The following is a 24,857-nucleotide window of genomic DNA, read 5'->3' as shown; positions in this document are numbered from 1 at the left end:
CGTGGGGTACAAGCATAGATTGGTGTCCATGGTGTTTCCGACCAGGCACCTTCCCGCGCCCGAGGTCCGCGAACTACCGGAACCGCCCGCCAACTTCCGCCGCGTCATCGGCCCGGGCATCATCGCCGCCGGCGTCGGCCTGGCCAGCGGCGAGTTCATCCTGTTCCCGTACATCGCCTCGCAAGTGGGCCTGGTCTTCGTCTGGGCCGCCTTCGTGGGGCTGGCCACGCAGTACTTCCTGAACATGGAGATCGAGCGGTACACGCTGGCCACCGGCGAGACCGCGCTGACCGGCTTCAGCCGGTATTGGCGCCACTGGGGACTGTTCTTCGCGATCCTCGCCTACTTCGCCAACATCTGGCCGGGCTGGGCGACGAGCTCGGCCACCCTCACCACGTACCTGGTCGGCGGCCGGGTCACGCCGATCGCCATCGGCTTCCTGCTGCTGATCGGCATCATCCTGACCCTCGCGCCGGTCGTCTACCAGGCGCTCGAGAAGATCCAGATGGTGAAGGTGGCGGCCGTCCTGCTGCTGTTCGTGGTCGGCTCGATCGCCGCGATCGGCGCGTCCGCGTGGGCCGACGCCCCGCAGATCATCACCAAGGCCGGGCTTCCGTACGAGGAACTCGGCTTCGCGCTGCTGATGGGCGCGCTCGCCTTCGCGGGCGCGGGCGGCGGCCAGAATCTGTGCCAGAGCAACTGGATCCGGGACAAGGGCTTCGGGATGGGCGCGTACGTGCCCCGCATCGTCAGCCCGGTCACCGGTCGGCTCGAGGCGGCGCCGTCCACCGGCTTCATCTTCGAGACGACCGGCGAGAACATGAACCGCTGGCGCCGCTGGTGGCGCTTCGCGAACATCGAACAGCTGACGACGTTCGTGCTCATCACCTTCCTGACCATCTTCTTCACCTCGATGCTGGCCTACGCCACCGTCTTCGGCGACGAGGGACTGACGAACAACATCTCGTTCCTCAAGGCCGAGGGGGAGGCCCTCAACGACGCCGTCGGCGGCTGGTTCGGCACCTTCTTCTGGATCATCGGGGCCTTCTCGCTGTTCGCGGCCGCGCTCGGCATCGTCGACTACACCAGCCGCCTGGCCGCCGACGTGCTCAAGACCGCGTATCTGAAGTCCTTCAACGAAAGCAAGATGTACTTCGCGCTGGTCTGGGGCCTCGTCCTGGTCGGCATCCTCGTGCTGCTGTCCGGCGTGACCCAGCCGTTGGTGCTGCTGGTCATCTCGGCCGTCACCGGCGGCCTGATGATGTTCGTCTACTCGGCCCTCCTGCTGCTCATCAACCTTCGCCTGCTTCCGCCGGAGATCCGCCCGCGCGCCGGCCGCGTCGCCGCGCTGGTGTGGTCCTTCCTGCTGTTCGGCTTCCTGTCCGTGCTGACCTTCAACGAACAGATCCGCAAGCTGTTCGAATGACCACCCCCACCCGCTTCGGCCAGGACCGCGCCTGGGGCGAACGCGCCGCCGCCCCCTTGCGGCGTCTCGCCGGCCGGGGCGCGCGGCCCCACCAGGCCGAACTCGCGGCTCTCAAGGCGGCTCTGTCGCAGCATGACGAACTGGCGGCCGCTCTCGTCCGAGCCGTTCCCGCCCGCGAGCTGCACACCGCCCTCGCGGCCGGCCCCGCCGGCGCCGGCCGGGCCTTCTTCGAAGCCGTGCTGGACCGTCCGCCGTGGGTCGACGACCGCCTGCTCGACCGGGGCGCCAAAGCCTGCCGCGCGTTCGGCCTGGACGCCGGCCTCGTCCTCGCGTACGGCTCCCTGCTCGGCGGTTACCGCACCGCGGCCGCCCTGGAACCGCTGGTCCGCACCGGCCGGCTGGCCGGCGGCGAAACCCTGCGCCGCGTCAAGGAGACGTCGATCTGGTGGCGCGCCGTCACCGCCCCCGGCGGCCTGAATCCCGGCCGCGAGGGCTTCCGCCTGACCCTGCACGTCCGGATCATGCACGCCCTGGTCAACGCCCACCTCGCCGCCGACCCCACCTGGGACACGGCGCGGCGCGGCACCCCGATCAACCAGTACGACCAGGCCAGCACCCTGGGCGTCTTCAGCACCAGCTTCCTGCTGCACCTGCGCCTGCTCGGCGTGCGCGTCTCACGCCGGGACGCGGCCGCCGTGATGCACCTGTGGTCCTACATCGGCTGGCTCATGGGCGTGAACGAGCAGTGGCTCCCACACACCGAGAAACGCGGCCGCCGACTGCTCTACCACTTCCTGTCGTACGACCCACCACCCGACGACAACAGCCGGGCGCTGGCCCGGGCCCTGATCGCCATGACCGACCAGGAGTTCCCCGGCCGCCGGCGCCGGAGCCTAGAACGCGAACGCGCCCTCTCACTGAGCTCCTGGCTCCTGGGCCGCCACGCCATGCACGACCTGGGCCTGCCCTACCGCTTCCCGTGGTACGGCCTCACCCGAGTCGCCGCCAACCTGCTCATCAGCCAGTCCCTGAGCCGCCTCCCCGGCGGCCGCCGCCTCCTCATAGCCCGCGGCGAACGCCACGCCCGCGCCCGCTTCACCCGCTGGGGACTGAATCCTCAAGGCTGATGTCGTACGCGGCGTCACCCACCCGACCACAAAAGCCGCGCACCCACCACACGAGCATCTGCCGCGGCGTCCGAGCTTCCCGGTCACGCTCCTTGCCCGACTCGGCCCCTCGTCCCGGCTACGCCCCTTGCCCGACTCGGCCGCCCTTCCTGGCCACGCTCCTTGCTTGCTTCAACCTCTGTTTTGGCTTCATCCGTGTCGGGCTCGACCTGCCTTTCCCGCTCACGTCCGTGTCGAGCTTGAGGCCCCTCGCGGTCGGTCACGGGAGGGAGGAGCGGGGGCTTGCCGGCGCGCCGGTCCGGGCTCGGCGGCCTGTCCCGCGGGTGGGACCATCGAAGCCCTCACCGACACGGCCGGCCCGGCCACCGAGAGCGGTGCGGGGAACGGCTGGCCGGGCGACTGAGAGCGCTGCGGGGAACGGTCGGCCCGGCGACTGAGAGCGCCACGGGGAACGGCTGGCCGGGCGACTGAGAGCGCTGCGGGGAACAGCTGGCCGGGCGACTGAGAGCACCGCAGGGAACGGTCGGCCCGGCTACCGAGAAGCGCTGCGGGAACGGCTGCCCGAGCCACCGAGAGCGCTGCGGGGAACGGTCCGCTCGACCGCAAAGCAGAAACTCGTGTCGTCTCGCCGGGACTGCACAAGCCGGAACCGCGGCCGGGGGCCGCCGCCGGCGCGGTCGCGGCGCGGTGCCGTTGTGCCAGGGGTGGGCCGCAGCGAACCGGACCCGCGAGGAGGCGTTCAGCGGTCGCGTGTGGGGCCATGAGTGCGCGCCGGCTGCCCGGCGGTGACCGGCGTCGAGGACATCAGGCCGGGAGGGTTCGCCGAGGCGTGATGTCACTGCCGGGCGTATCCCCGGAGGGAGGGCTGGTAGACGCCCTCCGAGGTCTGGCCGTAGGAATCGGTGACCGTGTAGCGGACCGGGGGGATCGGGCCGGTGGCGCCTCGGGTGGGGGTGAAGACCAGGGTGCCGGCGGCGCCGATGAGGGTGTCGTCGTGGGGCTGGCCGGGGATGGTGGAGATCGAGGAGATCATGGCCAGGCCCAGGTTGCCCTGGGGGAGTTCCAGGGGCTGGCCGTCGGCCAGGCCGATGTGGCCGCCCGGTGGGATGGCGAACGTGACCGACTGGAAGGCCCGGCTGGAGCCGGTCGTGGTGTGGGTTGGCGCGGACGGCGGGGGCGGGCAGGTGACCGTCGCCGTGTAGGTGAGCGTGCGGGTGTGGCCGTCGGGGGCGGTCAGGCGGATCGTCACGGGGGCGGCGGTGCCGATGAAGCGGAGCTTCGGGGTCCAGGTGACGGTTCGCGGGGAGTCCTGCGTGTAGAAGCCGTCGGCGACCAGGACGGTTTCGACGTATTCGGGGTCGCGGCCGTCGAGGGTCATGCGCCAGCCGGGCGGCACGTCGACGGTGACGGTCTGCTTGTGCAGGCCCGCGCCGGTCGAGGTGAGGTGGTCGGCGGTGGCGGCCGGGGCATGCACCGCAGCGGGGCAGACGGCGGGGAGAGCGTCGGCCGCGGGAGCGGGCGCGGCGGTGGCGCGGAGAGGCGCGGCGGCGGCGCGGAAAGGGACGGCGGCGGGCGCGGCAGTGGCGCGGAAAGGGGCGGCGGCTGGCGCGGCAGTGGCGCGGAAAAAGGCGGCGGCTGGTTCGGCTGTGGTGCGGAGAGGGGTGGCGGGCATCGCGAGGGCGGGTGTGGCCGTGGCCAGGAGGGGGGCGGTCACGGCCAGCATCAGAGATCTCCGCATGAGGTCAGTATATGCGGGGGTATGTCCGGTTTTAGGGTGAGGGCTCGCACCGGCCGGAACGGGCGACGGGAGCGCGCGGGACGACGGCGCCGGCGTGAGCTTCGCGGTGCTGTTCGAGAACTCGTACCTCTAAGGGATGGGGGTCTTCTCGTCGCGGGGCAGGCCGTCGAGCAGGGCGTCCAGGCGGCGCAGGCGGGGGTCGTCGGCGTCGCTGTCGTAGTCCTCCGGGCGGGTCGCGTCCGGGCCCGACGGGACGCCGGCCAGGCGTAGCAGGGCGGTGAACAGGACCGTGACCAGCAGGTTGACCGCGAGGGCGACGATGCCGACGTAGATGGTGCGGCCGTCGCCCAGGGACCAGCTCGAACCGCCGAAGTGGGCCTCGACGACGCGGCCCGTCGCGTCCACGCGGGCGATGTTGTAGAGCATGATGACGCCGACGGCCAGGCCGGTCAGCAGGCCGATGATCAGGGCCGTGCGGTGGAACCAGTTCGTGAGCAGGCCCAGGACCGCCGCGGGCACCGTCTGGAGGATGATCACGCCGCCGATCAGCTGGAGTTCGACCGAGTACGTGGGGTCCAGCAGCAGGATGAAGGCGACCGCGCCGAACTTGACCGCCAGTGACGTCCAGCGGCTGACCCGCGCCTCCTCGCCGGGGGAGGCCCCGGGGCGTAGGTACGGGCGGTAGACGCTGCGGGTGAAGCAGTTCGCGGCGGCGATCGACATGACCGCGGCCGGGATCAGGGCGGCGATGCTCAGGGCGGCGTAGGCGACACCGGCCGACCAGGGCGGGAAGTACTCGTGGATCATGCGGGGGATGACCGTGTTGAGGTCACCGTCGAGCGGGGTGACGCCGCGGGCCAGGGCGAAGAAGCCGAGCAGGGCCATCAGGGCGAGGGCCAGGCAGTAGACGGGCAGCGCGGCGGCGTTGCGGCGCACCGTGGCCCGGTCCTTGGCCGCGAGCATGCCGGTCAGGGCGTGCGGGTAGGCGAAGATGGCCAGCGCCGAGCCGATGACCAGGGTGAGGAAGCCGAGCTGGCCGTTGTCGGGCAGCAGCAGGCCGGCCGGCAGGCGCTGGCCGGCCTGGTGGAAGGTGGTGTCCCAGCCGCCGAACATGGCGACCATCAGCACCGCCGTCATCAGCATCCAGGCCAGCAGGATGTCCTTGACGATGGAGAGCAGGGCCGGCGCGCGCAGGCCGGAGCGGAACGTGCAGATCGAGACGACGCCGACCGCGGCCAGCAGCGGGAGTTCGCCGCCGAGGCCGACCGTGCGCAGGATCGCCTGCAGGGAGATGAGCTGCACGGCGATGTACGGCATCGTGGCCAGGATGCCGGTGACGGCGATCAGCGCGCTCAGCGGCCGCGAGCCGAAGCGGGCGCCGGCGAACTCGCCGTGGGTCAGGAAGCCGTGCCGCTGGGCCACCGACCAGATCTTGGTGGTGAGCACGAAGGTGAGCGGGGCGGTGACGATCGCGAACGGGACGGCGAAGAAGCCGACCGCGCCGACGCCGTAGGTCAGGGCGGGCACGGCGATGAACGTGTACGCGCTGTACATGCTGCCGCCGAGCAGGAACCACGTGGTCCAGTTGCCGAAGGCGCGGCCGGCGACGCCCCACTCCTCGAGGCTTTCCCGGTGTCGGGCCTGGCGGCGGTGGGCCATGACGAAGCCGAGCCCCAGCACCAGGATCATCAGGATCACGAAGACGGCGACGTCGGTCATTTCTTCTCCGCCGTCATCACGTAGACCGTGGTGAGCACGCCGATGGCCAGGACGGCGCAGGCGAACTGGTACCAGTAGAAGAACGGCACGCCCAGCAGAGTGGGCTCGAGCCGGTTCACGAAGGGTGTCAGCAGGGGCGCGGCCGTCGGCACGGCCAGCAGCCACAGGGCTCGGGGCTTGGGCACGCCGAACCATAAGCGTTCGTCGATCGGTAACACCATGGTCACCGAGGATCGTGCGACAGCTGTCTCAAGATCTCTTTGAGGACCCGCTCGGCCAGGGCCAGATCGGCGTGCCGCCCGTCGACCAGTTCGCCGTACAGGGCCGACTCGATGATCCGGACGTAGAGGTAGGCCAGGTCGTCGGTGGCCTCGGACAGCCCGGCCTCGCGGAAGATCTCGTGCTGGGCCGCCACCACCCGCTCGGTGACCCGGCCGGCGCCGGTCATCAGCACCCGGGCCGCGACCTCCGGCTCGGTGGTCAGGAACCGGCGGAAGGGTTCGGCCGCGAGCAGGCGCTCGGTGAAGCGCCGGGTGACTTCCAGCACGCCGTCGGCGCCGGTGGCGGTGCATTCGCGGCGCGCGTCGGACAGCATCCGCTCGGCCAGCCGCCACAGCACGTCGCCCAGCAACCGGTCCCGGCTGTGCGTGATCCGGTAGAGGGTTGCCCTGCTGACGCACATGTCCTCGGCCAGCCGGCTCATCTCGACGGTCCCGTGCGCCAGGAAGAAACGGCACCCGGCGCGGGTCACCTCGTCGTCGCTCACCACCCGTCGGCTCTCCATCGCAGGCACGGTACGACACCCGGCCGATCTTGTGTGTTCCGCCTGCTGAATGGCAGCCCCGACGGGTGCCCGGACACATGGACGACGCCGAGACTCTGGTGCAGTTGCGCCGGCTCGCGCTGCTGGTCGCCCAGGGCGTGCCACCGGAAGAGGTGTTCGCCGCCGTCTGCAAGGAGATCTGGCGGCACTTCGGCGGCAGCACGGCCCGGCTCTTCCGGTACGAACTGGACGGCACGGTCACCCTGCTGGCGGCCGCCTCTGGGGCATGATCGCGGTCGGCTCGAGCGAGGGCCGGCTGCCCGACGACACCGAGGCCCGGATGGCCGCGTTCACGGAGCTCTGCGCCATCGCCGTGGCCAACGCGCAGAGCCGGGCCGAGCTGGTCGGCTCCCGCGCCCGCCTGGTCGCGGCGGCCGACGAGGCTCGCCGGCTGCGCTCGGTGACCGATACCGCGGAGGCACCACCATCACCTGCCGCGTGCCGCTCCGACCTTCCGGCTGACGGGCGCTTGCCGCCCCGCCTACCGTGAGGACATGCGACGGATCTTGGCGGTGGCGGTTGCCGTGGTTCTGGCCGCGGCGGGATGCGGCTCCGAGCCGGAGCCCGCCACGTCCCCGCGGGGGTGGGTGGCGCCGCCGGCCGACGGGCGCTTCGACTATCAGCTCGGCGGTGCCTACCCGCCGGCGGCCGGCGTGCGGATCGTCGACCGGGACCGGGCGGCCGACGCCCCGGCGGATGCCTATGGCATTTGTTATGTGAACGCGTTCCAGACTCAGCCCGGCGAGAACGGCTGGTGGCAAGCGGAGCACCCCGATCTCGTACTGAAGAGGCAGGACCCGGACTGGCCCGGCGAATACCTGCTGGACATCTCCACCCCGGCCAAGCGGGCGGCGCTCGGCGAGATCGTCGGCGGCTGGTTCGAGGGGTGCGCGGCGAAAGGGTTCCGTGCCGTCGAGCCGGACAACCTCGACTCGTACACCCGGTCCGGGGGTCAGCTCTCCGCGGAGCACGCCGTGGCGTACGCCCGAATTCTGGTTTCGAAAGCCCATGAGAGCGGCCTCGCCGCCGGGCAGAAGAACGCCGCCGACTTCGACGGGCGGAGCCTCGGGTTCGACTTCGCGGTGACCGAGGAATGCGCGGTGTACGACGAATGCGGCGCCTATCTCGACCGCTACGGCGACCAGGTGTACGAGGTCGAGTACACCGACAACGGCATCGACGCCTACCGTCGGGCATGCCGGGATCACGGCGCGCGTATCTCCGTCATTCTGCGCGATCGGGAGGTCGTCCCACAGGGCGAGGCGGGTTATCACTACGAATCCTGCTGACCTATTGTTCCCCTGTGGATCCCGTCGCCTCCGGCATCGACCCCAACGTCGCCCACCCCGCCCGGCGCTACAACTACTGGCTCGGCGGCAAGGACAACTTCGCCGCCGACCGCGCCTCGGGCGACGAACTCGAACGCCTCTTCCCCAAGGTGCGCCTCGGCGCCCTCGCCAACCGCGCGATGCTTCAGCGCGCCACGCGGTTCCTGGCCGAGGAGGCCGGCGTCCGGCAGTTCCTCGACATCGGCACCGGCCTGCCCACCGCCGACAACACCCACGAGGTGGCCCAGCGCCACGCGCCCACGTCGCGGATCGTGTACGTCGACAACGACCCGCTCGTGATGGTGCACGCCCGGGCTCTGCTCAACAGCAGCCCGGAGGGCCGGACGGCGTACATCGAAGCCGATCTGAACGACCCCGAGCGCATCCTGGCCGACCCGGCGCTGGCCGAGACTCTCGACCTGAAGCAGCCGGTCGGCCTCATGCTGATCGCCGTCCTGCACTTCATCCACGGCGACGGCGCGGCCAAGCCGATCGTGAGCCGGCTGCTCGACGCCCTGCCGTCCGGCAGCTACCTGGTCGCCACCCACGCCACCTCCGATTTCGGCACGCCGGAGCAGCAGGCGCTCTATCGTCAGCTGGTGGAGTCCGGCAAGTCCGACGTCTGGACCCGCCCGAAAGACGAGTTCACGGCCCTGTTCGACGGCCTCGAGCTCGTCGACCCGGGCGTCGTCCCGGCCAGCGAGTGGCGCCCCGCGCCGGGCGCCGAGATCCCCGAGCGTTCCGACATCAACGTCTGGACCGCCGTGGGCCGCAAGCCCTGAGCGAGTTCCCCCTGGCCGTTCAGGAGAGCGGCCAGGGTCCGACCCTGCTCCTGCTGTCCGGGCAGGCGAATGCGCACGACTGGTGGACGGGCCTCCGCGAGCGCTTCGAGCCCCACTTCCGGGTCGTCACTTTCGAACGACATCCGGCGGCGTCTCGCCACGGCCACCCTGCACCTCCAGGACCGCGGCCGGCACGGCTTCTTCGACGAGTTCGCGGCCGACCTCACCCCGGTGATCGAAGCGTTCCTGAGAGGACCTCATGACGAAGACGGCTGACCTCATCGACGACCACGGCGACAGCATCGGCTCGTGCGACACCCAATTCCTTCAGTACGGGGCACACGCCACCTTCCGGGGCACGGCGGTGACCGTCCGCTGCTTCGAGGACAACGCCCTGCTCAAGTCGGTGCTGAGCGAGCCGGGCGCCGGCCGCGTCCTGGTGGTGGACGGCGGCGGCTCCCTGCACCGGGCCCTCATGGGCGACGTCATCGCCGGCCTGGCGGTCGCGAACGGCTGGTCCGGCGTGGTCATCAACGGCGCCGTCCGCGACGTGGCCGAGCTCCGCGTCCTCCCGCTGGGCATCAAGGCCCTCGGCTCCAATCCCCGCAAGAGCGCCAAGACCGGCGCCGGCGACCGCGACGTTCCCCTGCGCATCGGCGGCTGCGACTTCCACCCCGGCGCCGAGGTCGTCTCCGACGAGGACGGCATCGTGGTCCTCCACCCGTGAACGCCGCCAGGGGCTAAGTGCGTATTTGAGACGGTTCACCCACGGGCTCGTTGGTTGAGTGCTCACGGCGGAACCGCGCTGATCGGTGGCTCATATGCGACTACTAAACGTGTGCTGTGAGTGACTGTGAGATATATAACAAGGCTCTGTACTCGGTGTTTCGGGTGGGATGTCGGCCCAGTTCAGGACTGTGGCGGAAGCGTGCCGGGTGACCGGATTAACCCCGGAGCTGCGCAACGGTCGGTAATTTCCCGCTTCGTTGGTTGATCAGCTTGTTGGTCAGCGCCTACCGTCTCGTCGCTCGGATCGAATCATGGACAAGCGTCGCTCAGGCGGCATGCGGGGGTTTCTCAGTGTCTGGCCGTCGGAACAGGCGTGTGCGCGCGAAACGGCAGCTCTTCCACAAGGGACGGCTGGCCTTCGCCGCGTTCCTGGTGCTGCTCATCGGCGCGTGGGCGGGGGAGCAGGGCACGACCGCCGTCCAGCTCCACCCGCGACTCGTGGCAGTGGAGACGCCCGCCGGCTCCGACAAGGCCCCGGAGCAGCGCTGGGGCGACGCCGCGGGGCTCGACCCGGTGGTCGCCGGGCGCCGCAACACCGTGCGGCCCACGTCGGAGCGTTCGAAGTACCCGCCGGTCAAGGCGCCTACGCTCCCGGCCAACGCCGCCCGCGTGATGACCGCGCCTCAGGGGCAGGCGAAACGGTTCGGGCCGGGCGCCGGGCCGGAGATAGCCACACGCCGGGGGCCTCATGAACGGGCGTACCGCAATCCGGACGGCACCGAGACGACCGAGTTCTCCGCGGCTCCCCTGAACTACCGCAAGCCCGACGGCAGCTGGGCGCCGATCGACTCGAAGCTGACCGCGGATCCCGATGGGGGATGGCGGCGCGGCGCCGACTCGGTCGATCTGAAACTGGCCGCCCGCGCCGACGCTTCCGAGCTCGTGCGGGTGACCTTCCCCGGTGGCGGGGTCCTCGCCTACGGCGCGGCCGGTGCCGCCGCCGTCGCCGGCAAGGTTGCCGGTGACACCGCCACCTATCCGGGCGTCTGGCCCGATGTCGACGTCGAACTCCGTGCCCAGCCCGGCGGCGTCAAGGAAACTCTCGTTCTCGGTTCGGCGGACGCCCCCACCGGCTTCGTTTTCCCGCTCCAGCTGTCAGGTCTGACCGCGGCGGTCGAGAACGGCCAGGTTCTGCTGCGCGACGCCAAGAAGACCACCGTGGCCACCATCCCGGCCGGATATCTGGTCGACGCCGAGGGCGCGGTCTCCAGCGGTGTCTCCTACCGGCTGACCAGCCGCGACGGCCGTCCCGCGCTGGCCGTCGACGCCGACGCGGCGTGGCTGCGCGCCGCCGGCCGGGCGTTTCCGGTACGGCTCGATCCGCCGGTGCTCGGCAACGGCTCCGTCACCGAGAGCCTCATAGTCCAGGGCGGCACCTCGCACGGCGGCGGCGATCTGTCCGTCGGCCGCAAGAACGGAGTCAACTCCGCCTCGTACGTCAAGTTCGGCGGGCTTGCCTCGTCGCTCGCCCACGAGACCATCTTCAGCGCGCAGCTCAGCTTCGCCGCGTTCGACGCGCCGTCCTGCAAGCCCCGCGCCCTCGGCGTCTACCCGGTGACCGGGTCGTGGACCGCGAACGACCACACCAGCTACCCGGGCCCGTCGGTCGGCGGCGCCCTCGCCTCCGCCTCGTTCGCTCAGGGCTACGTCGGCCTCGGACAGTCCAGCTCGGCCTGTCCGGTCACCGGCACCGTGCTCGACCTGGGCACGAAGGGCCGCGACCTGGTGCAGGGCTGGGTCGACGGCAAGGCCAACAACGGCATCTCGTTCCGCGCGGCGGTCAGCGACGAGAGCGCCTGGAAGACCATCGCCGGTACGGGGAGCGCGAACCCGCCGACCCTGTACGTCACCCACACCCCGTACAACGCGAAGTACTCCGTACCGAGCCCGACGCCGAAGCCGGCGGTTCTGCAGAACCAGGCCGGCAAGGTCAAGGTCACGGTGACCAACAAGAGCGCGATGGACTGGACGCCCAGTGGCTTCCAGCTCGTGTACCGGCTCTACAACGCGAAGACCCAGGCCAAGATCGGCCAGTACGTGGCCGCCACGCTGCCGGGCACTGTCGCGCGGGGCTCCTCCACGACGCTGGACGCGACCATCAAGGCGCTGCCGATCGGCTCGTACATCCTCGACTTCAGCATGGCGACCACCTCGGGGCGGGTCTTCACCGACGAGCTGGTGCCACCGGCGCGGATCGCGCTCGAGGTTCGTAACATCCCGCCGGCGCTGGGCGGGGTCTACCCGCCGAACGGCTACGAGTCGCCCAACCTGACGCCGCAGCTGTGGGCGCAGGGCGTGGACCTCGACGCGCCTCCGAAGCAGACGCTGCAGTACAAGTTCGAGTACTGCGCGGTGGACGCGTCGGCCAACCCGACCGGGTGCACCCAGACCGCGTACCAGACCAAGCAGTCCTTCACCGTTCCGGCCGGCAAGCTGGCCTGGAGCAAGCCGTACGTCTGGCGGGCGTTCGTCAAGGACAACACCACCGAGGTCGCCGGCGACTACGCCACGCTGACCACCGTCGTACCGCAGCCGGAGATCACGTCGCGGGTCGCGAACGCGCCGTACGGCTCGGGTGACAAGGACTTCGACCCGGACCTGGGCAACTACAGCACCAGCGCGGTGGACGCCACCGAGGCGTCGGCCGGCCCCGACCTGAGCATCCTGCGCACCTACAACAGCCTGGACCCGCGGGCCGACCTCGCCTTCGGCGCGGGCTGGATGTCCGAACTGGACATGCGGGTGGCCCTGGACGCCGACGGGTCCGGCAACGCGCTGATCACGTACCCCGACGGGCAGCAGGTCCGCTACGGCCGTAACAGTGACGGCACGTTCGCGGCCCCGCTCGGCCGTACCGGCCAGCTGTCGATCGCGTCCAGCACGTACGTCCTGAAGGACCAGGCGAACACGACCTACACCTTCCGCGGCGGCGACGGCCGGATCGCCTCGATCACCGACAAGTACTCCCGGGTGCTGGAGTTCGTCTACGACTCGCAGACCGGCCGCCTGACCAAGCTGCAGACGAAGCGGGCGCCCAGCGCCACCAAGGCCCTGCGGGCGCTCACGCTCACCTGGAACACCGCCGGGACGCACGTGCAGAGCGTCGCCACCGACCCGGTGAACGGCTCCGCCCTGACCTGGACGTACACGTACGACGGGGACCGGCTGACCAAGGTGTGCGCGCCGGAGGGCCAGGCCTGCACCACTTACTCGTACGCGGATGGCTCGCACTACCGCAGCAGCGTGACCGACAGCGGCCCGGATTCGTACTGGCGCCTGGGGGAGAAGGCCGGCGCCACCGCCGCCGCCAGCGACGTCCCGAACAACCTGGGCAAGGACGCCGGCACTCTGGCCAACGTGACCCTCGAGCAGCCGGGCGCGCTGGCCGGCGGTGACGACACCGCAGCTCAGTTCAACGGCACGACCTCGGTGGCCGAACTGCCGAAGGGTGTCGTCAAGCGCGGCCGGGACACCGCCGTGGAACTGTGGTTCACAGTCTCGGCCGTGCAGAGCGGTGGCCCGCTGCTCGGCTATCAGGACACCGCGCTCGGCACCACGCCCGCGACCGGAGTTCCGCTGCTCTACGTCGGCACCGACGGGCATGTCCGCGGCCAGTTCAAGACGACCGCCACCACGCCGAAGCCGATCGACGGCGGCGCCGACCTGCGGGACGGCAAGTGGCACCACGTCGTGCTCTCCGTCGCGGCCGACGTGCAGACCCTGTACGTGGACGGCGTGAAGAAGGGCACGAAGGCCGCCACCGACGGCGTCCTGGATCAGAGCCTGCTCACCTTCAACCAGGCCGGCGCGGGATGGGCGACCACGCCGACCGCCTGGCCGAGCTGGGGCAGCACCGCGAAGCGGTTCTTCCAGGGCGGGCTCGACGAGATCGCCGTCTACGGGCACCCGCTCAGCGACCAGAGCGTCAAGGCGCACTACAGCGCCGGGGCGGCCAAGGCGGGCCAGCTGACGGCCATCACCCTGCCCAGCGGCAAGACCGCGGCCGAGATGACGTACGACTCCGTGGCCGACCGGATCGCCGAGTACACCGACGGCAACGGCGGCACCTGGAAGATCGGCAAGCCGGTCGTCCACGGCGGGGACACCGACCTGCGCCGCACGGTTCAGGTGCTGGACCCGGCCGACAACCCCTACCTGTACGAGTACGACGCCCTGGCCGGCCGGCTGCTGCGCTCCGCGTCCCCGCTGGGCATCAGCACCAGGCCCGCCGACCAGCCGCTGCCCACGCCGACGCCGACGCCCACCCCGTCCGAGGTCTGCACCACGCCCGACCCCGGCGATCCGCGGTTCTGCACCGTCATTCCCGGTGACGCCGGCGGTCCGATCTTCGACGAGCACCCGCTCAACGGCTCGGTCGTGCGGTCGTTCCAGTACGACGCCCAGGGCCGGCAGAACCAGGTCATCGACGAGAACGGCAACGTCGTCACGATGACCTTCGACAGCCGGGGCAACGTCGCCTCCCGTAAGACCTGTCGCGGGCCGTCTGACTGCCAGACCACGTACACGTCCTACACCAGCCCGAACACCGCGAACCCGCTCGATCCCCGTAACGACCTGCCGGTCGAGGTGCGCGACCCGCGGTCGAGCAGCGCGACCGACAACACCTACCGGACCATCACCGCGTACAACACCAGCGGCGACGTCACCAGCGAGACCGGCCCGGACAGCGGTGTCACCGCGACCACGTACACCAACGGCAGCGAGTTCGCCTTCGGCAGCGCGACCGACACCCTGCCGACCGGCCTGATCCGCACGTCGACCGACGCCGCCGGCAAGGTCACCCGCTACGACTACACCGCGGCCGGCGACCTGGCCCAGGTGACGTGGCCCTCGGGCATGCTGACCCAGACCACGTACGACGCCCTGGGCCGCAAGACCCAGGAGAAGGAGATCTCGGACAGCTATCCGAGCGGCGTCGTCACCCAGTTCGCGTACGACAATGTCGGCCGGCCGACCGTCGTCACCGGACCGGTCACCGTCAACGCCGTCGACGGCACCCGTCACCAGGCGGTCACCACCACGACGTACGACGTCGACGGCAACGTGGTGCGCACCTCGGTCAAGGACGCGCTGGACGCGAACGAGGCCGACCGGGTCACCACCGTCGAGTACGACGAGCACAACCACCAGACGCGCACGGTGAACCCGGAGGGCGACGAGCAGACCGAGGGCTGGGACCGGTTCGGCAACCGCGTCTCGGTGGTCGACGGCAACGGCAACCATTACGAGTACGCCTACACCGCGCGCAACCAGCTGTCCGAGGTCCGCCTGTACGACTGGAAGGGCGACCCCGACGGCGGACCGGGCCAGGACTCGAAGCTCGGGTACATCGTCGTCAACTCCTACGCGTACGACTACGGCGGCCGCATGGCCGCGCAGATCGACTCGATGGGCCGGCGCATCGAGTACACGTACCTCGGCGACGATCTGCTCTCCAAGGCCGTGCTCAAGAACTTCCACGACCCGGACGGCAGCACCCGCGACTACGTCATGGAGCAGTACACCTATGACGCCGCCGGCAACGTGACCCGGCAGACGACCGCGAACGGCACCCAGGTCAGCACCAACGTGATCGACAAGCTGGGGCGTACGCAGTCGTCGACCCTGGACCCGGGCGGCCTCAACCGGGTCACCACGTTCGGGTACGACCTGCTCGGCAACGTGGTCCGGACGACGACGTCGGGCAACGCGGTGAACGTGCCGTGGCCCGTGGTCGCCACCGCCACGAACGTGACGAGCAACGTCTACGACGCCAAGGGCCGGCTGAGCCAGGAGAAGGTGCTCGACGGTACGGCGTCGCGTACCACCTCGTACACGTACGACCAGCGGGGTCTCACCCTCAGCCAGACCGATCCGCGGGGCAACGTGGCCGGCGCCGACGCGGCGGCCTTCACGACCACTTACAAGTACGACGAGAACGGCGACCAGATCGCCGCGATCGCTCCCGCCGTCTCGGTGGAGAGCGGTGGGAACGCGGCTCAGACGGCGAACCCGACCGTCACCACCGGCTACAACGCCTTCGGCGAAGCGGTCGCCGTCAAGGACGAGCTCGGCAACGTCACCCGCTCCACGTACGACCGGATGGGCCGGCCCGTGTCGGTCGAGGGACCGCGATACACGGCGCCGGGTGCGCCCAGCACCGCGGCCTCGGGAGTCCTGAAGACGAAGTACGACGCGCTCGGCAACGTCATCGAGTCGACCGACGCCAAGCAGCACACCACGAAATACACGTACGACCGGCTCAACCGGCTGACTCAGAAGGACATGCCGGGCGCCACCGACGACGAGCGGCTGGTCACGCGGTACACCTACACCCGTACCGGCAAGATGCTCTCCACCACGACCCCGACCGGGATCCGGGTCCAGGCCACCTACGACGACCTGGACCGCCCGGTCACCTCGACGACGTTCGAGCGCAAGCCGGCCGAGCGGGCGCTGACGACCACCACCACGTACGACGACGCCAGCAACGCGGTGAAGGTGACCTCGCCGACCGGGCTGGTCACCACGATGACCTACGACAAGGCCGGTGACCTGCTCACCGTCCGTGACCCGGCCGGGGTGACCAGGACCAGCGGCTACGACGGTTTCGGCAACAAGGTGCGCGAGACCGACGCCGCCGGCCGCACCACCCGGCTCGACTACAACGCGTTCGGCTCGATGGTCGCGCAGATCAACCTCGGCCCGGACGGGAACGAGCTGCGCCGGGAGACGTTCGGCTACGACGAGAGCGGCAACGTCACCAGCCGTACCGATGCCCTGAAGAAGACCACCACCTTCGCCTACGACAACCTCGGCCAGCTGATCCGGCAGGTCGAGCCGAAGAGCGCCACCGCGACGATCACCACCAGCTGGGGATACGACGCGGCCGGCAACCGCACGCGCTACACCGACGGGCGCGGACTGGCCACGTACTACACGACGAACAGCCTCGGCCTGCCCGAGAGCGTCGTCGAGCCCGCCACCACGGCCCAGCCCGCGGCGAGCGACCGCACCTGGACCGTCGCCTACGACCTCAACGGCGACCCGACCACGCTGACCGCTCCGGGCGGGGTCGTCCGTAGCCGCTCCTACGACGCGGCCGGACGGCTGACCGCCGAACAGGGCAGCGGCGGCGGGACGGCCGCGGTGAGCCGCGGCTACAGCTACGACGCGGAGGGCCGCACCACCGCCGTCACCACCGGGGCCGGCGGCTCGGCCAACACCTTCGGCTACGACGACCGGGGCGACCTGCTCTCGGTCGACGGGGTGTCGGGCAAGGCCTCGTACACCTACGACGACGAGGGCCAGCTCACCAGCCGCACCGACGCCGCGGGCACGGCCACCTTCGGATATCAGAAGGGCCGCATCACCACCGTCCGGGACGGCGTCTCCGGCGTGCCGCAGACGATGTCGTACGACGCCGCGGGCGCGCTGTCGGGCGTGGACTACGGCGCCGGGCGGGTCCGGAAGTTCGGGTACGACGATCTCGACCGGCTCACCACCGACACCCTCAAGAACAGCGACGGCAGCGCCGTCTCCTCCATCACCTACAAATACGACCTGGCCGACCGGGTGATCGGCAAGGACACCACCGGCACGGCCGGGGCCGGCAGCAACACCTACGGCTACGACGACGCCGACCGGCTCACCTCGTGGACGTCGAGCGCCGGCACGGTGGCGTACGCCTGGGACGACTCCGGCAACCGCGTCAGGGCCGGCGCCAAGACCGCGACGTACGACGAGCGCAACCGCCTGCTCAGCGACGGCGACTACACGTACACCTACACGCCGCGCGGCACCCTCGCCTCGCGGACCAGCTCCGGCCTGACCGACCAGTATTCGTTCGACGCCTTCGACCGGATGGTCAGCTCGCAGGGCCAGACGTACGTGTACGACGGCCTCGACCGCATGATCAACCGCAACGGCGCGCTCATCACCTACTCCGGAACCGGCCCCGATCCCATCGGGGACACCATGGAGAAGTACGGCCGTGGCCCCGGCGGGGAACTGCTCTCGGTCGCCGAGAGTCCCGACAACATCAAGCTCACCGTCTCCGACCAACACGACGACGTGGTCGGCGCCTTCGACGCCGACGGCTCTCTCACCTCGCTGGACAGCTCCACCGAGTACGACCCGTTCGGCAACCGGGTCGCGCAGAGCGGAACCGCGTCCAACGTCGGCTTCCAGGGCGACTGGACCGACCCGGACACCGGCCAGGTCGACATGGGCGCCCGCTGGTACCAGCCCGGCACCGGCACGTTCACGTCCCGCGACAGCGCCAGCTACAGCAGTGGCGCCTCGATCCTGGCCAACAAGTACACGTACGCGGCCGGCGACCCGATGGCGAACAACGACCCGAGCGGAAACTGGCCGTCCTGCGGCTGGTGCCACAAGGTGATCGACACGGTCATCGTCAAGCCCGCCAAGGCCGTCTACCACGGGGTCGTCAACACCGCGAAGTCCCTGTACCACGGGGGTGTCCAGGTCGCGAAGGACCTCTACCACGGTGCGGTCCGGGCCGGTAACTGGCTGGTCGACCAGGCGGTCTCGGCGGCGTCGCACATCGAGCGGGCGTACCACTACGTCTCCACGAAGGTGTCGCATGCGCTGAGCTCGGCCAAACAGGCGGCGGTCAGCACCTGGAACAACACGATCAAACCCTCACTGCAGCACGCGTACAACGTGGCGAAGCAGAAGGCGCAGGCCGCCTACCGGGCGAGCGTGCACGTCATGACGCAGGCCAAGGCGAGCATCAAGAGCGCCGTGCAGCACGTGTCGCTGAAGCGCATCGGCGCGATGGTGACCAGCCAGCTGAAGAGCCTGAAGATCACGGTCTCGCTCGGCCACCTGCCGAAGGTCCTGCAGAGCTTCACCAACGTGGTCCAGGACTTCGGCCAGGCGGCCGCGGACCTCTACCACACGGCGGCCGACGCGACGATCTCCGGCCTGTCCAACGCCGGCGACTGGATCGTCGACCACAAGGGCGAAATCATCGGCGGCCTGGCCGGCGCGGTGGTCGGCATCGGCTGCGGCGTGGCCATCGGCATCACCGGCATCGGCGCGGTGGCCTGCGCCGGCGCCGCGGGCGCGGTCGGCTCCCTGGTCACCGACCTGGTCGACGGCGGCAAGGGCTGGAAGGAGATGGCCGCCGACGCCCTGAAGGGCGCCGCGATCGGCGCGGTCCTGGGCCCCCTGTCCGAGATCGGCGGCTCCGCCGTGACCGGTGCGGTCCGAGGCGCCATCCAGAATGGCCTGAGCGGCGCCGTCAAGACGGGCGGCGCGGCGCTGACCAGCGGCCTGCGCTCCCTGGGCGACCGCCAGATCGGCGGCGTGGTCGGCAAGGCCCTGGCCAACCGCTCGGCCGGCTCCGCCAGCCGTGAGGCGGTGGAGACGACCGGCGCCAGTGCCCGCTCCTCGGCCCGGGGCGAAAGCTGCAACAGCTTCGCCGCGGGAACAGCGGTCCTGATGGCGAACGGCAAGACAAAGCGGATCGAGGACGTGCGGATCGGCGACAAGGTCGTCGCCACCGACCCCACCACCGGCAAGACGGCTGTCCGCGCGGTCACCGCCCTGATCACAGGCGTCGGCGTGAAGAACATGGTGACCCTGACCGTCGACGTGGACGGCTCGAAGGGCTCCAAGACGGCCACCATCGACGCCACCGACGGCCACCCGTTCTGGGCCGCCGACCTGCACCAGTGGGTCAACGCGGCCGACCTCAAGCCGGGCACCCTGCTCCAAACGGGCGCCGGCACCTACGTCCAGGTAACGGCGACGAAGGCATGGAAGGCCGAACACAAGGAGGTCCACAACCTCACGGTCGACGGTCTTCACACGTATTACGTGTTGGCCGGCACAACGCCGGTGCTGGTACACAATTGCGGAACAACGGAGTTTCACACTGTCCAAAGTCCAGAAGACGCTGCCCGCCTGACCACTAACGGTGGCAAGCCGTTCCCGACGGAACCGGATCGTGCCCATTTTGGGCCCGGAGTATATTCCTGGGGATCGCGCGCGGAAGCTGAAGCGTATGCAGCTAACAAGCCCGGAGCCAGCATTCTTTCCTTCTCGGTCAAAAATGATGATCTCGCGGGTTTGAAGCAGGCGCATCTTGGGTCGATGTCAGACGACGAAGCAACCGCATTTATGGAACAGAACAGCTTGCTCTGGGACGGCGATGCAGGGCACGGACTAGACTACATTTCCCGGCCTACGGCGCGTGGGACGGAACACTACTTCTCATCCAAGGTGTTCCATCTTCTGGACTTCGGAGGCTAGCCCGTGTCAAGCACGTATCTCTATCGCTTGATCAAGTCAGCCTGGGGTATCAGGATTTCAATAACCGCAAGCGTCGTGCCTCAAGCGGGGCGTGCCTCGACTCAGGGCGGGAACGGTTTCGTTGATGTTCGCTTCGCGGGCGCGACGGAATCACTCCCGGAGAATCTGAAAAGACACGTCAGAAGAGGATTGTCGGCCGTTGGGGATGAGATCGTTCAAGCGCTGGGTGGTGCAAAGGCTCTGGTGACGATCGAAGACATCTCCTACAATGAGGCCGATTTCCAAGCCGAAGGACTCGAGGTTGCAGTAATTCGATGGGCTGAGCAGGAGCTCGGGCTACCGCGGCGCGAGATAGTCGAAGGTTTTGACAAAGAGAAGAACAGGTACCTATTCGGCTTCGATCGAGTGAAAGACGAATAGACTATCGCTTTCGGCTGCTGGTCGAGTGTTGTCGGCCGTTCGTCGTAACGGTGGACATGCCGACGCTGACCCAGGCCGCCAAATCGGCGGCAGCGAAGGCAGCCCCGGCTTCACCGAGCACCACCTTTCGAGACCCTCGGCCGACTGAGGATTCGGCCGATGTACGGGGATGTCACCCCATGGCGTCCCCTTCATGTTCGTGAGAGGAAAGCAGTGTCAAGTACGAAACGCGGACGCCTGTTCGTGGCGCTCCGAGCTGTCGCCGTGGCGGTGGTCGCCACGGCGGCGACCGTCGGCGTCGTGCCGCAGGTCGCGCAGGCGGCTGTTACGCCTGCGGTGGGGACTACTATCAAGGCGGCGCACTCCAACCTGTGCCTGAACGTGCTGGGTGGGGTGACGGACAACGACGCCGAGATTGGGCAGTACTCGTGTTCCGATGCGAAGAGCCCGATGCGGGTGGTTCCGCAGTCCGGTGGCACGTTCCAGATCGTTGTGGTCTATGACAACAAGTGCCTGAACGTCTACAAGGGCGCCACCGACCTCAACACGCCGATCCACCAGTACACGTGCAGCGCGACCGCCACCAACAACCTGTGGCGTTTCGAGCCGGTCGACGGCAAGACCACGTATCACATCGTGTCCGTGCAGAGTGGTAAGTGCCTGAACGTCAAGACCGGGCTGACCGACCCCAAGACGCCCGTGGTGCTCTACAACTGCCAGGGGCCGACGGCGCTGAACGACCAGTTCTCGTTCCCGCCGGCCGTTACGGCGTCGCTGGCGGCGGACCTTCCCGTCGTTCAGAACACGCCCGTGGCTGTGGCCCAGGCCGGGACCGCCAATGTGGTCGGGGCGCTGGTCTACAGCTATGTCAACAACCGGGGTCTGCTCGTCCGTGGCTACCAGGCCGACCCGGACAACTTCAACGGGCTCACCTGGACCACGACGTCGAGCCTGAAGCTGTTCACCAACCACCCGACGATCACCCAGCAGCCCGACGGGCGGGTGCAGGTCGCGGCCCGGCAGGCCAGCGACGGTGACCTGTTCATCAGCACGCAGACGGCCAAGGACAAGGACAGCTTCTACGACGGGCAGGACGTCGGTGGCACCGCCCCGTCGCAGCCGATCGCCGGGCGGCTGGCCGACGGCCGGATCGTCGACTTCGAGATCGTCAACGGTCAGCTGTGGCATCTGGTTCAGGACGGCACCCACACCCCGTACGGCGGCTGGCGGTACATCGGCGGGACGAACCTCGCCGGTGAGCCGGCGGTGGCGGTGACCCAGACCGGTCTTCGGGTCTTCGCTCTGAACACCTCGGGCGCGTTGCAGACCGCCCTGTACGCCGACGGCAAGCTCGGCGACTGGACCAGCCTCGGCGGGTCCGGGCTGACCGGCACCCCGGCGGTCCTGGTGCTTCCCGGCTACCGCGACCGGATCGTCATGCGCACGGCCGACGGCACGCTCGTGACCAAGGTGCAGAAGGCCGACGGCACGTTCGAGGCCGAGTGGAACGCCTTGCCGGACGTGGCCGCGGCCGGATCGCCGGCGATCGTGCTGGACCCGAAGTCGAGCCGCATGGTCATCGTGGTGCGTACCACCGACGGCACCGTGTCGGCGCTGGCCGAGACCGCCGTGGGCAGTGACACCTGGGGCAGTTGGCAGCTCGCGTCGTCGACCCCGCTGGCCGTCGACCCGACGATCGTGACCTTCAAGAACAGCGCCGGCACCACGTGGGGCTACGCCGCCCGGGACGCCAACAACCAGCCGTACATGGTGCTGGCCGACGGCATCTCGACCGGCCGGGTCGCGGCCCGCGCCGCCTCCGGCGCGGGGCCGGCGTTCACCGAGCACCGCCTCCCGAAGGCGCCGGTGGACTGAAAGCCGAGGGGGACGTCGCCGGCCAGCCGCCGGTGACGTCCCCTGACGTCATCCCGGGCGGATGAGGATTTCCGGGGGCCGTCCCGCCACCGTCTAGGGCGGGACCACCCCGGAAGGAGAAGGCGATGGCCGTCGATACGTTCATGGTGTACGTCGGTGTATATCCCACGGTGGCGCAGGCCGAGGCGGACTACGCCGTGGTCAAACAGCTGCACCGGGAGGCCGATCTGATCGACGCGTACGACGCGGCGGTCATCGAGCGGCGGGCCGACGGCAAGTCGAAGATCGTGAAGCGGCATGAGACGCCGACGCGGGTCGGCGGGGTGCTGGGCGGCGGGCTCGGGCTGGCGACCGGGCTCGTCGTGGCGCTCTTCCCGTTCGCGGCGATCGGGGGCGGGCTGCTGGCCGCCACCACCGGTGGCGGGGCCGTGCTGGGGGCGCTGGCCGGGCACGCGGCGGCCGGGATGAGCCGGTCCGACCTGAAGGAACTCGGCGAACACCTCGACGAGGGCCAGGCCGGTCTCGTGGTCGTGGCCGTCTCGGACATGGGCGCCAAGGTGGAGCGGGCCCTGAAGAACGCCGAGAAGGTCGAGTCCCGGCAGCTCAAGGCCGACACCGCCGAGATCGAGCAGGACGCCAAGGCGGCCGCTAACCCCTGACGACGATGCCCAGGACCTGGGCCAGCGCGGGGGCGGCCTCGGCCAGCTGGTCGTGGTCGATGACGGCGCCGCGCAGGGCGTCCCAGCCCTGGGCCACGTCGAGTTCCCGGGCGCCGCGGAAGTCGAGCTTCTTCACGGTCACCTTGTCGAACCGGGCCCGGCGGACGGCCGAGCCCGGGAACGTCACGTTGATCAGGGTGGCGCCGCCGAAGTCGACCTCCGACAGGTCGCAGTCGCGGAACTCGACGTCCTGGAGCCGGGCGCCGCGCAGGTTCAGGCTGTCGATTTTGCCGCCCTGGACGGTCACCCGGCGCCACTGGGAGCCGTAGGCCTGGACGCCGGCGATGGCACTGTCCAGGATCGTGGTGTCGAGCAGCTGGGCCTCTCCCCAGGTCCCGCCGATCCAGCGGCACCGGGACAGCCACACGTCGTCCAGGCGCACCTGGTCGTAGGTGCCGCCGGTGAAGGTGACCGCGGTCATCGCGCTCTCCGAGAAGCGGGAGCCGGCGGCCGCGACCTCGTTCAGCTCGACGGCGTCCAGGTGGATCTCGCTGTGGTCGCCGTCGTGGCCGAGCTCCTCGTCCAGCGGCCGCAGGTAGGCCGCGTACGGCAGGGAACTGAGGTCGTGAATCACCGGCATGCCCCGCATCCTGCCGTGTCAGGCGTGGCGGCGCTGCTGCGGGAGGGCCGGACGGAGCGCGCCGTCCTGTGCTAATTCGGTCAGCACCCGATTCAGATCGGCGACCTGTTCCGTCGTGTGAGCGGCGGTGAGCTGCACCCGGAAGCCGATCTCGTCGCGCGGAACACCGGGATACGGGGCGAGGGTCACGTACTGGCCGGCGGCCCACAGCCGTTCCGAGACGGCGATCAGGTCGTGCTCGGGCGAGATGGGAATCTCGACGACCGGGGTGTCGTCGACGTTGAGAGTGTGCACGCCCATACCCCGTACATGGGAAAGCAGTTGATGGGTGAGTCGGTAGAGGTGACCGCGCAGGTCGTCGCCGCGCTTCTCGTTGACGTCGAGACCGGCCCAGACCGTGGCCAGCGAGGCCACCGGCGAGGGCCCGGAGTAGAGATAGGTCGGCGCGGCCACCTTGAGCCGGTTCTTCACCGCCGTCGGCAGGGCGAGAAAGGCCAGCAGCGAGGAGTACGCCTTGGAGAAGCCGCCGACCAGGATGACATTGTCGTACGTCTCGCCGAAGTGCCTGACGATCGCGTTGCCGCGCATGCCGTACGGCGAGGTCTCCTCGGTGCCGCGTTCGCCGATCACGCCCATGCCGTGCGCGTCGTCGACGTACAGCGTGGCGTCGTACTCCCGGCACAGCTCGGCGTAGACGCGCAGGTCGGGAATGTCGCCGGTCATGCTGTTGACGCCGTCCATGCAGACCATGACCGGGCGGGCGGTGGCCTCCTGGAGCAGGCGGGTGAGCTCCTCGACGTCGCCGCTGCGGAACCGTCTCATGGTCGCGCCCTGGCCGCGGGCGAAGACGCAGCCGTCGTAGATGGTGCGGTGGGCGCGGCTCTCCATGATGACGGTGCCCTGGCCGATCAGCGCCGGGATGACACCCAGGTGGATCTGCGAGATGGTCGGCAGCAGGAGCACGTCCTCGGCGCCGAGCAGTTCGGTCAGGCGCTCCTCGAGGTCCGGGTAGATCTGCGGGCTGCCCAGCATGCGCGACCAGCTCGGGTGGGTGCCCCAGCGGCGCAGCTGGGGCTCGACGGCCTGGATGACCTCCTCGTCGAGGTCGAAGCCGAGGTAGTTGCAGGACGCCCAGTCGACCAGCCAGTCGTGGCCGATCCGGATGCGGCGACCGTCGATCTCCTCGATCACGGCGTCGTACATGCGGCTGTTCTGACGAAGGTCCTCGATGTCGTGTGTCACTGCCGGCA

At 69.7% G+C, this 24,857-nt stretch carries 18 protein-coding genes; 12 read left to right on the top strand and 6 right to left on the bottom strand.

Features of this window, described 5'->3' with window-relative positions:
* The first annotated feature begins 28 nt into the window (after positions 1-28).
* Together AB0C26_RS22990 and AB0C26_RS22985 are read left to right on the top strand one after the other, a co-directional pair.
* The gene (locus AB0C26_RS22990; protein ID WP_360250834.1) at positions 29-1,426 is read left to right on the top strand and encodes an Nramp family divalent metal transporter; all 1,398 of its coding nucleotides are present in this window, start codon (positions 29-31) and stop codon (positions 1,424-1,426) included.
* On the top strand, positions 1,423-2,553 hold the full coding sequence (locus tag AB0C26_RS22985; protein WP_360250831.1) for an oxygenase MpaB family protein: 1,131 nt from the start codon (positions 1,423-1,425) through the stop codon (positions 2,551-2,553). Before AB0C26_RS22990 ends, AB0C26_RS22985 begins: the two co-directional genes overlap by 4 nt.
* Positions 2,554-3,388: 835 nt before the next feature.
* Here the strand turns inward: AB0C26_RS22985 and AB0C26_RS22980 are convergent.
* The 4 genes from AB0C26_RS22980 to AB0C26_RS22965 form a co-directional block, all read right to left on the bottom strand.
* Positions 3,389-4,291: a hypothetical protein gene (locus AB0C26_RS22980; RefSeq protein ID WP_360250828.1), complete on the bottom strand. Its 903-nt coding sequence runs from the start codon at positions 4,289-4,291 to the stop codon at positions 3,389-3,391.
* Between the two features lie 129 nt (positions 4,292-4,420).
* Positions 4,421-6,010 carry a sodium:solute symporter gene (locus tag AB0C26_RS22975; protein ID WP_360250825.1) on the bottom strand — a complete coding sequence of 530 codons (1,590 nt, stop codon included), beginning with the start codon at positions 6,008-6,010 and terminating at the stop codon, positions 4,421-4,423.
* Complete coding sequence (locus tag AB0C26_RS22970; protein WP_360250822.1) at positions 6,007-6,195, bottom strand: DUF3311 domain-containing protein; 189 nt, start codon at positions 6,193-6,195, stop codon at positions 6,007-6,009. Before AB0C26_RS22970 ends, AB0C26_RS22975 begins: the two co-directional genes overlap by 4 nt.
* A 38-nt stretch (positions 6,196-6,233) precedes the next feature.
* Positions 6,234-6,794 (bottom strand): QsdR family transcriptional regulator, encoded by a 561-nt coding sequence (locus tag AB0C26_RS22965; RefSeq protein WP_360250819.1) that lies wholly within the window; start codon positions 6,792-6,794, stop codon positions 6,234-6,236.
* 77 nt (positions 6,795-6,871) lie between these two features.
* Here AB0C26_RS22965 and AB0C26_RS22960 point away from each other — a divergent pair, with 77 nt between their 5' ends.
* From AB0C26_RS22960 to AB0C26_RS22915, 10 genes are all read left to right on the top strand, one after another.
* Entirely contained in the window at positions 6,872-7,063 is a 192-nt protein-coding gene (locus tag AB0C26_RS22960; RefSeq protein WP_360250816.1) for a hypothetical protein, read from the top strand.
* Positions 7,060-7,323: a hypothetical protein gene (locus AB0C26_RS22955; RefSeq protein ID WP_360250813.1), complete on the top strand. Its 264-nt coding sequence runs from the start codon at positions 7,060-7,062 to the stop codon at positions 7,321-7,323. Before AB0C26_RS22960 ends, AB0C26_RS22955 begins: the two co-directional genes overlap by 4 nt.
* Before the next feature lie 4 nt (positions 7,324-7,327).
* Complete coding sequence (locus AB0C26_RS22950; protein WP_360250810.1) at positions 7,328-8,122, top strand: endo alpha-1,4 polygalactosaminidase; 795 nt, start codon at positions 7,328-7,330, stop codon at positions 8,120-8,122.
* Positions 8,123-8,136: 14 nt separating this feature from the next.
* Positions 8,137-8,943, top strand: coding sequence for an SAM-dependent methyltransferase (locus tag AB0C26_RS22945; RefSeq protein ID WP_360250807.1), 807 nt, complete (start codon positions 8,137-8,139; stop codon positions 8,941-8,943).
* Positions 8,944-9,012: 69 nt separating this feature from the next.
* Positions 9,013-9,219, top strand: coding sequence for a hypothetical protein (locus tag AB0C26_RS22940; RefSeq protein ID WP_360250804.1), 207 nt, complete (start codon positions 9,013-9,015; stop codon positions 9,217-9,219).
* Positions 9,203-9,670 (top strand): ribonuclease E activity regulator RraA, encoded by a 468-nt coding sequence (gene rraA, locus AB0C26_RS22935; RefSeq protein ID WP_360250801.1) that lies wholly within the window; start codon positions 9,203-9,205, stop codon positions 9,668-9,670. The genes AB0C26_RS22940 and rraA overlap by 17 nt, the downstream gene beginning before the upstream one ends.
* A gap of 377 nt (positions 9,671-10,047) precedes the next feature.
* Positions 10,048-20,013: an RHS repeat-associated core domain-containing protein gene (locus AB0C26_RS22930; protein WP_360250798.1), complete on the top strand. Its 9,966-nt coding sequence runs from the start codon at positions 10,048-10,050 to the stop codon at positions 20,011-20,013.
* Between the two features lie 27 nt (positions 20,014-20,040).
* Entirely contained in the window at positions 20,041-20,433 is a 393-nt protein-coding gene (locus tag AB0C26_RS22925) for a hypothetical protein (protein ID WP_360250795.1), read from the top strand.
* Positions 20,434-20,676: 243 nt separating this feature from the next.
* Positions 20,677-22,308: an RICIN domain-containing protein gene (locus AB0C26_RS22920; protein ID WP_360250792.1), complete on the top strand. Its 1,632-nt coding sequence runs from the start codon at positions 20,677-20,679 to the stop codon at positions 22,306-22,308.
* A gap of 125 nt (positions 22,309-22,433) precedes the next feature.
* A complete protein-coding gene (locus AB0C26_RS22915) occupies positions 22,434-22,967 on the top strand; it encodes a DUF1269 domain-containing protein (protein WP_360250789.1) in 534 nt (177 codons plus the stop codon).
* Here the strand turns inward: AB0C26_RS22915 and AB0C26_RS22910 are convergent.
* Together AB0C26_RS22910 and AB0C26_RS22905 are read right to left on the bottom strand one after the other, a co-directional pair.
* The gene (locus AB0C26_RS22910; RefSeq protein WP_360250786.1) at positions 22,957-23,607 is read right to left on the bottom strand and encodes a pentapeptide repeat-containing protein; all 651 of its coding nucleotides are present in this window, start codon (positions 23,605-23,607) and stop codon (positions 22,957-22,959) included. The two genes, AB0C26_RS22915 and AB0C26_RS22910, sit on opposite strands and share 11 nt — an antisense overlap.
* 18 nt (positions 23,608-23,625) lie before the next feature.
* Positions 23,626-24,849 carry a pyridoxal phosphate-dependent aminotransferase family protein gene (locus AB0C26_RS22905; protein WP_360250783.1) on the bottom strand — a complete coding sequence of 408 codons (1,224 nt, stop codon included), beginning with the start codon at positions 24,847-24,849 and terminating at the stop codon, positions 23,626-23,628.
* Positions 24,850-24,857: the final 8 nt, after the last annotated feature.

The sequence above is a fragment of the Actinoplanes sp. NPDC048796 genome, from assembly GCF_040650035.1.
Classification (GTDB): domain Bacteria; phylum Actinomycetota; class Actinomycetes; order Mycobacteriales; family Micromonosporaceae; genus Actinoplanes.
The sequence above is the reverse complement of the archived record's forward strand: the minus strand, read 5'-3'. Positions and strand labels throughout refer to the sequence as shown.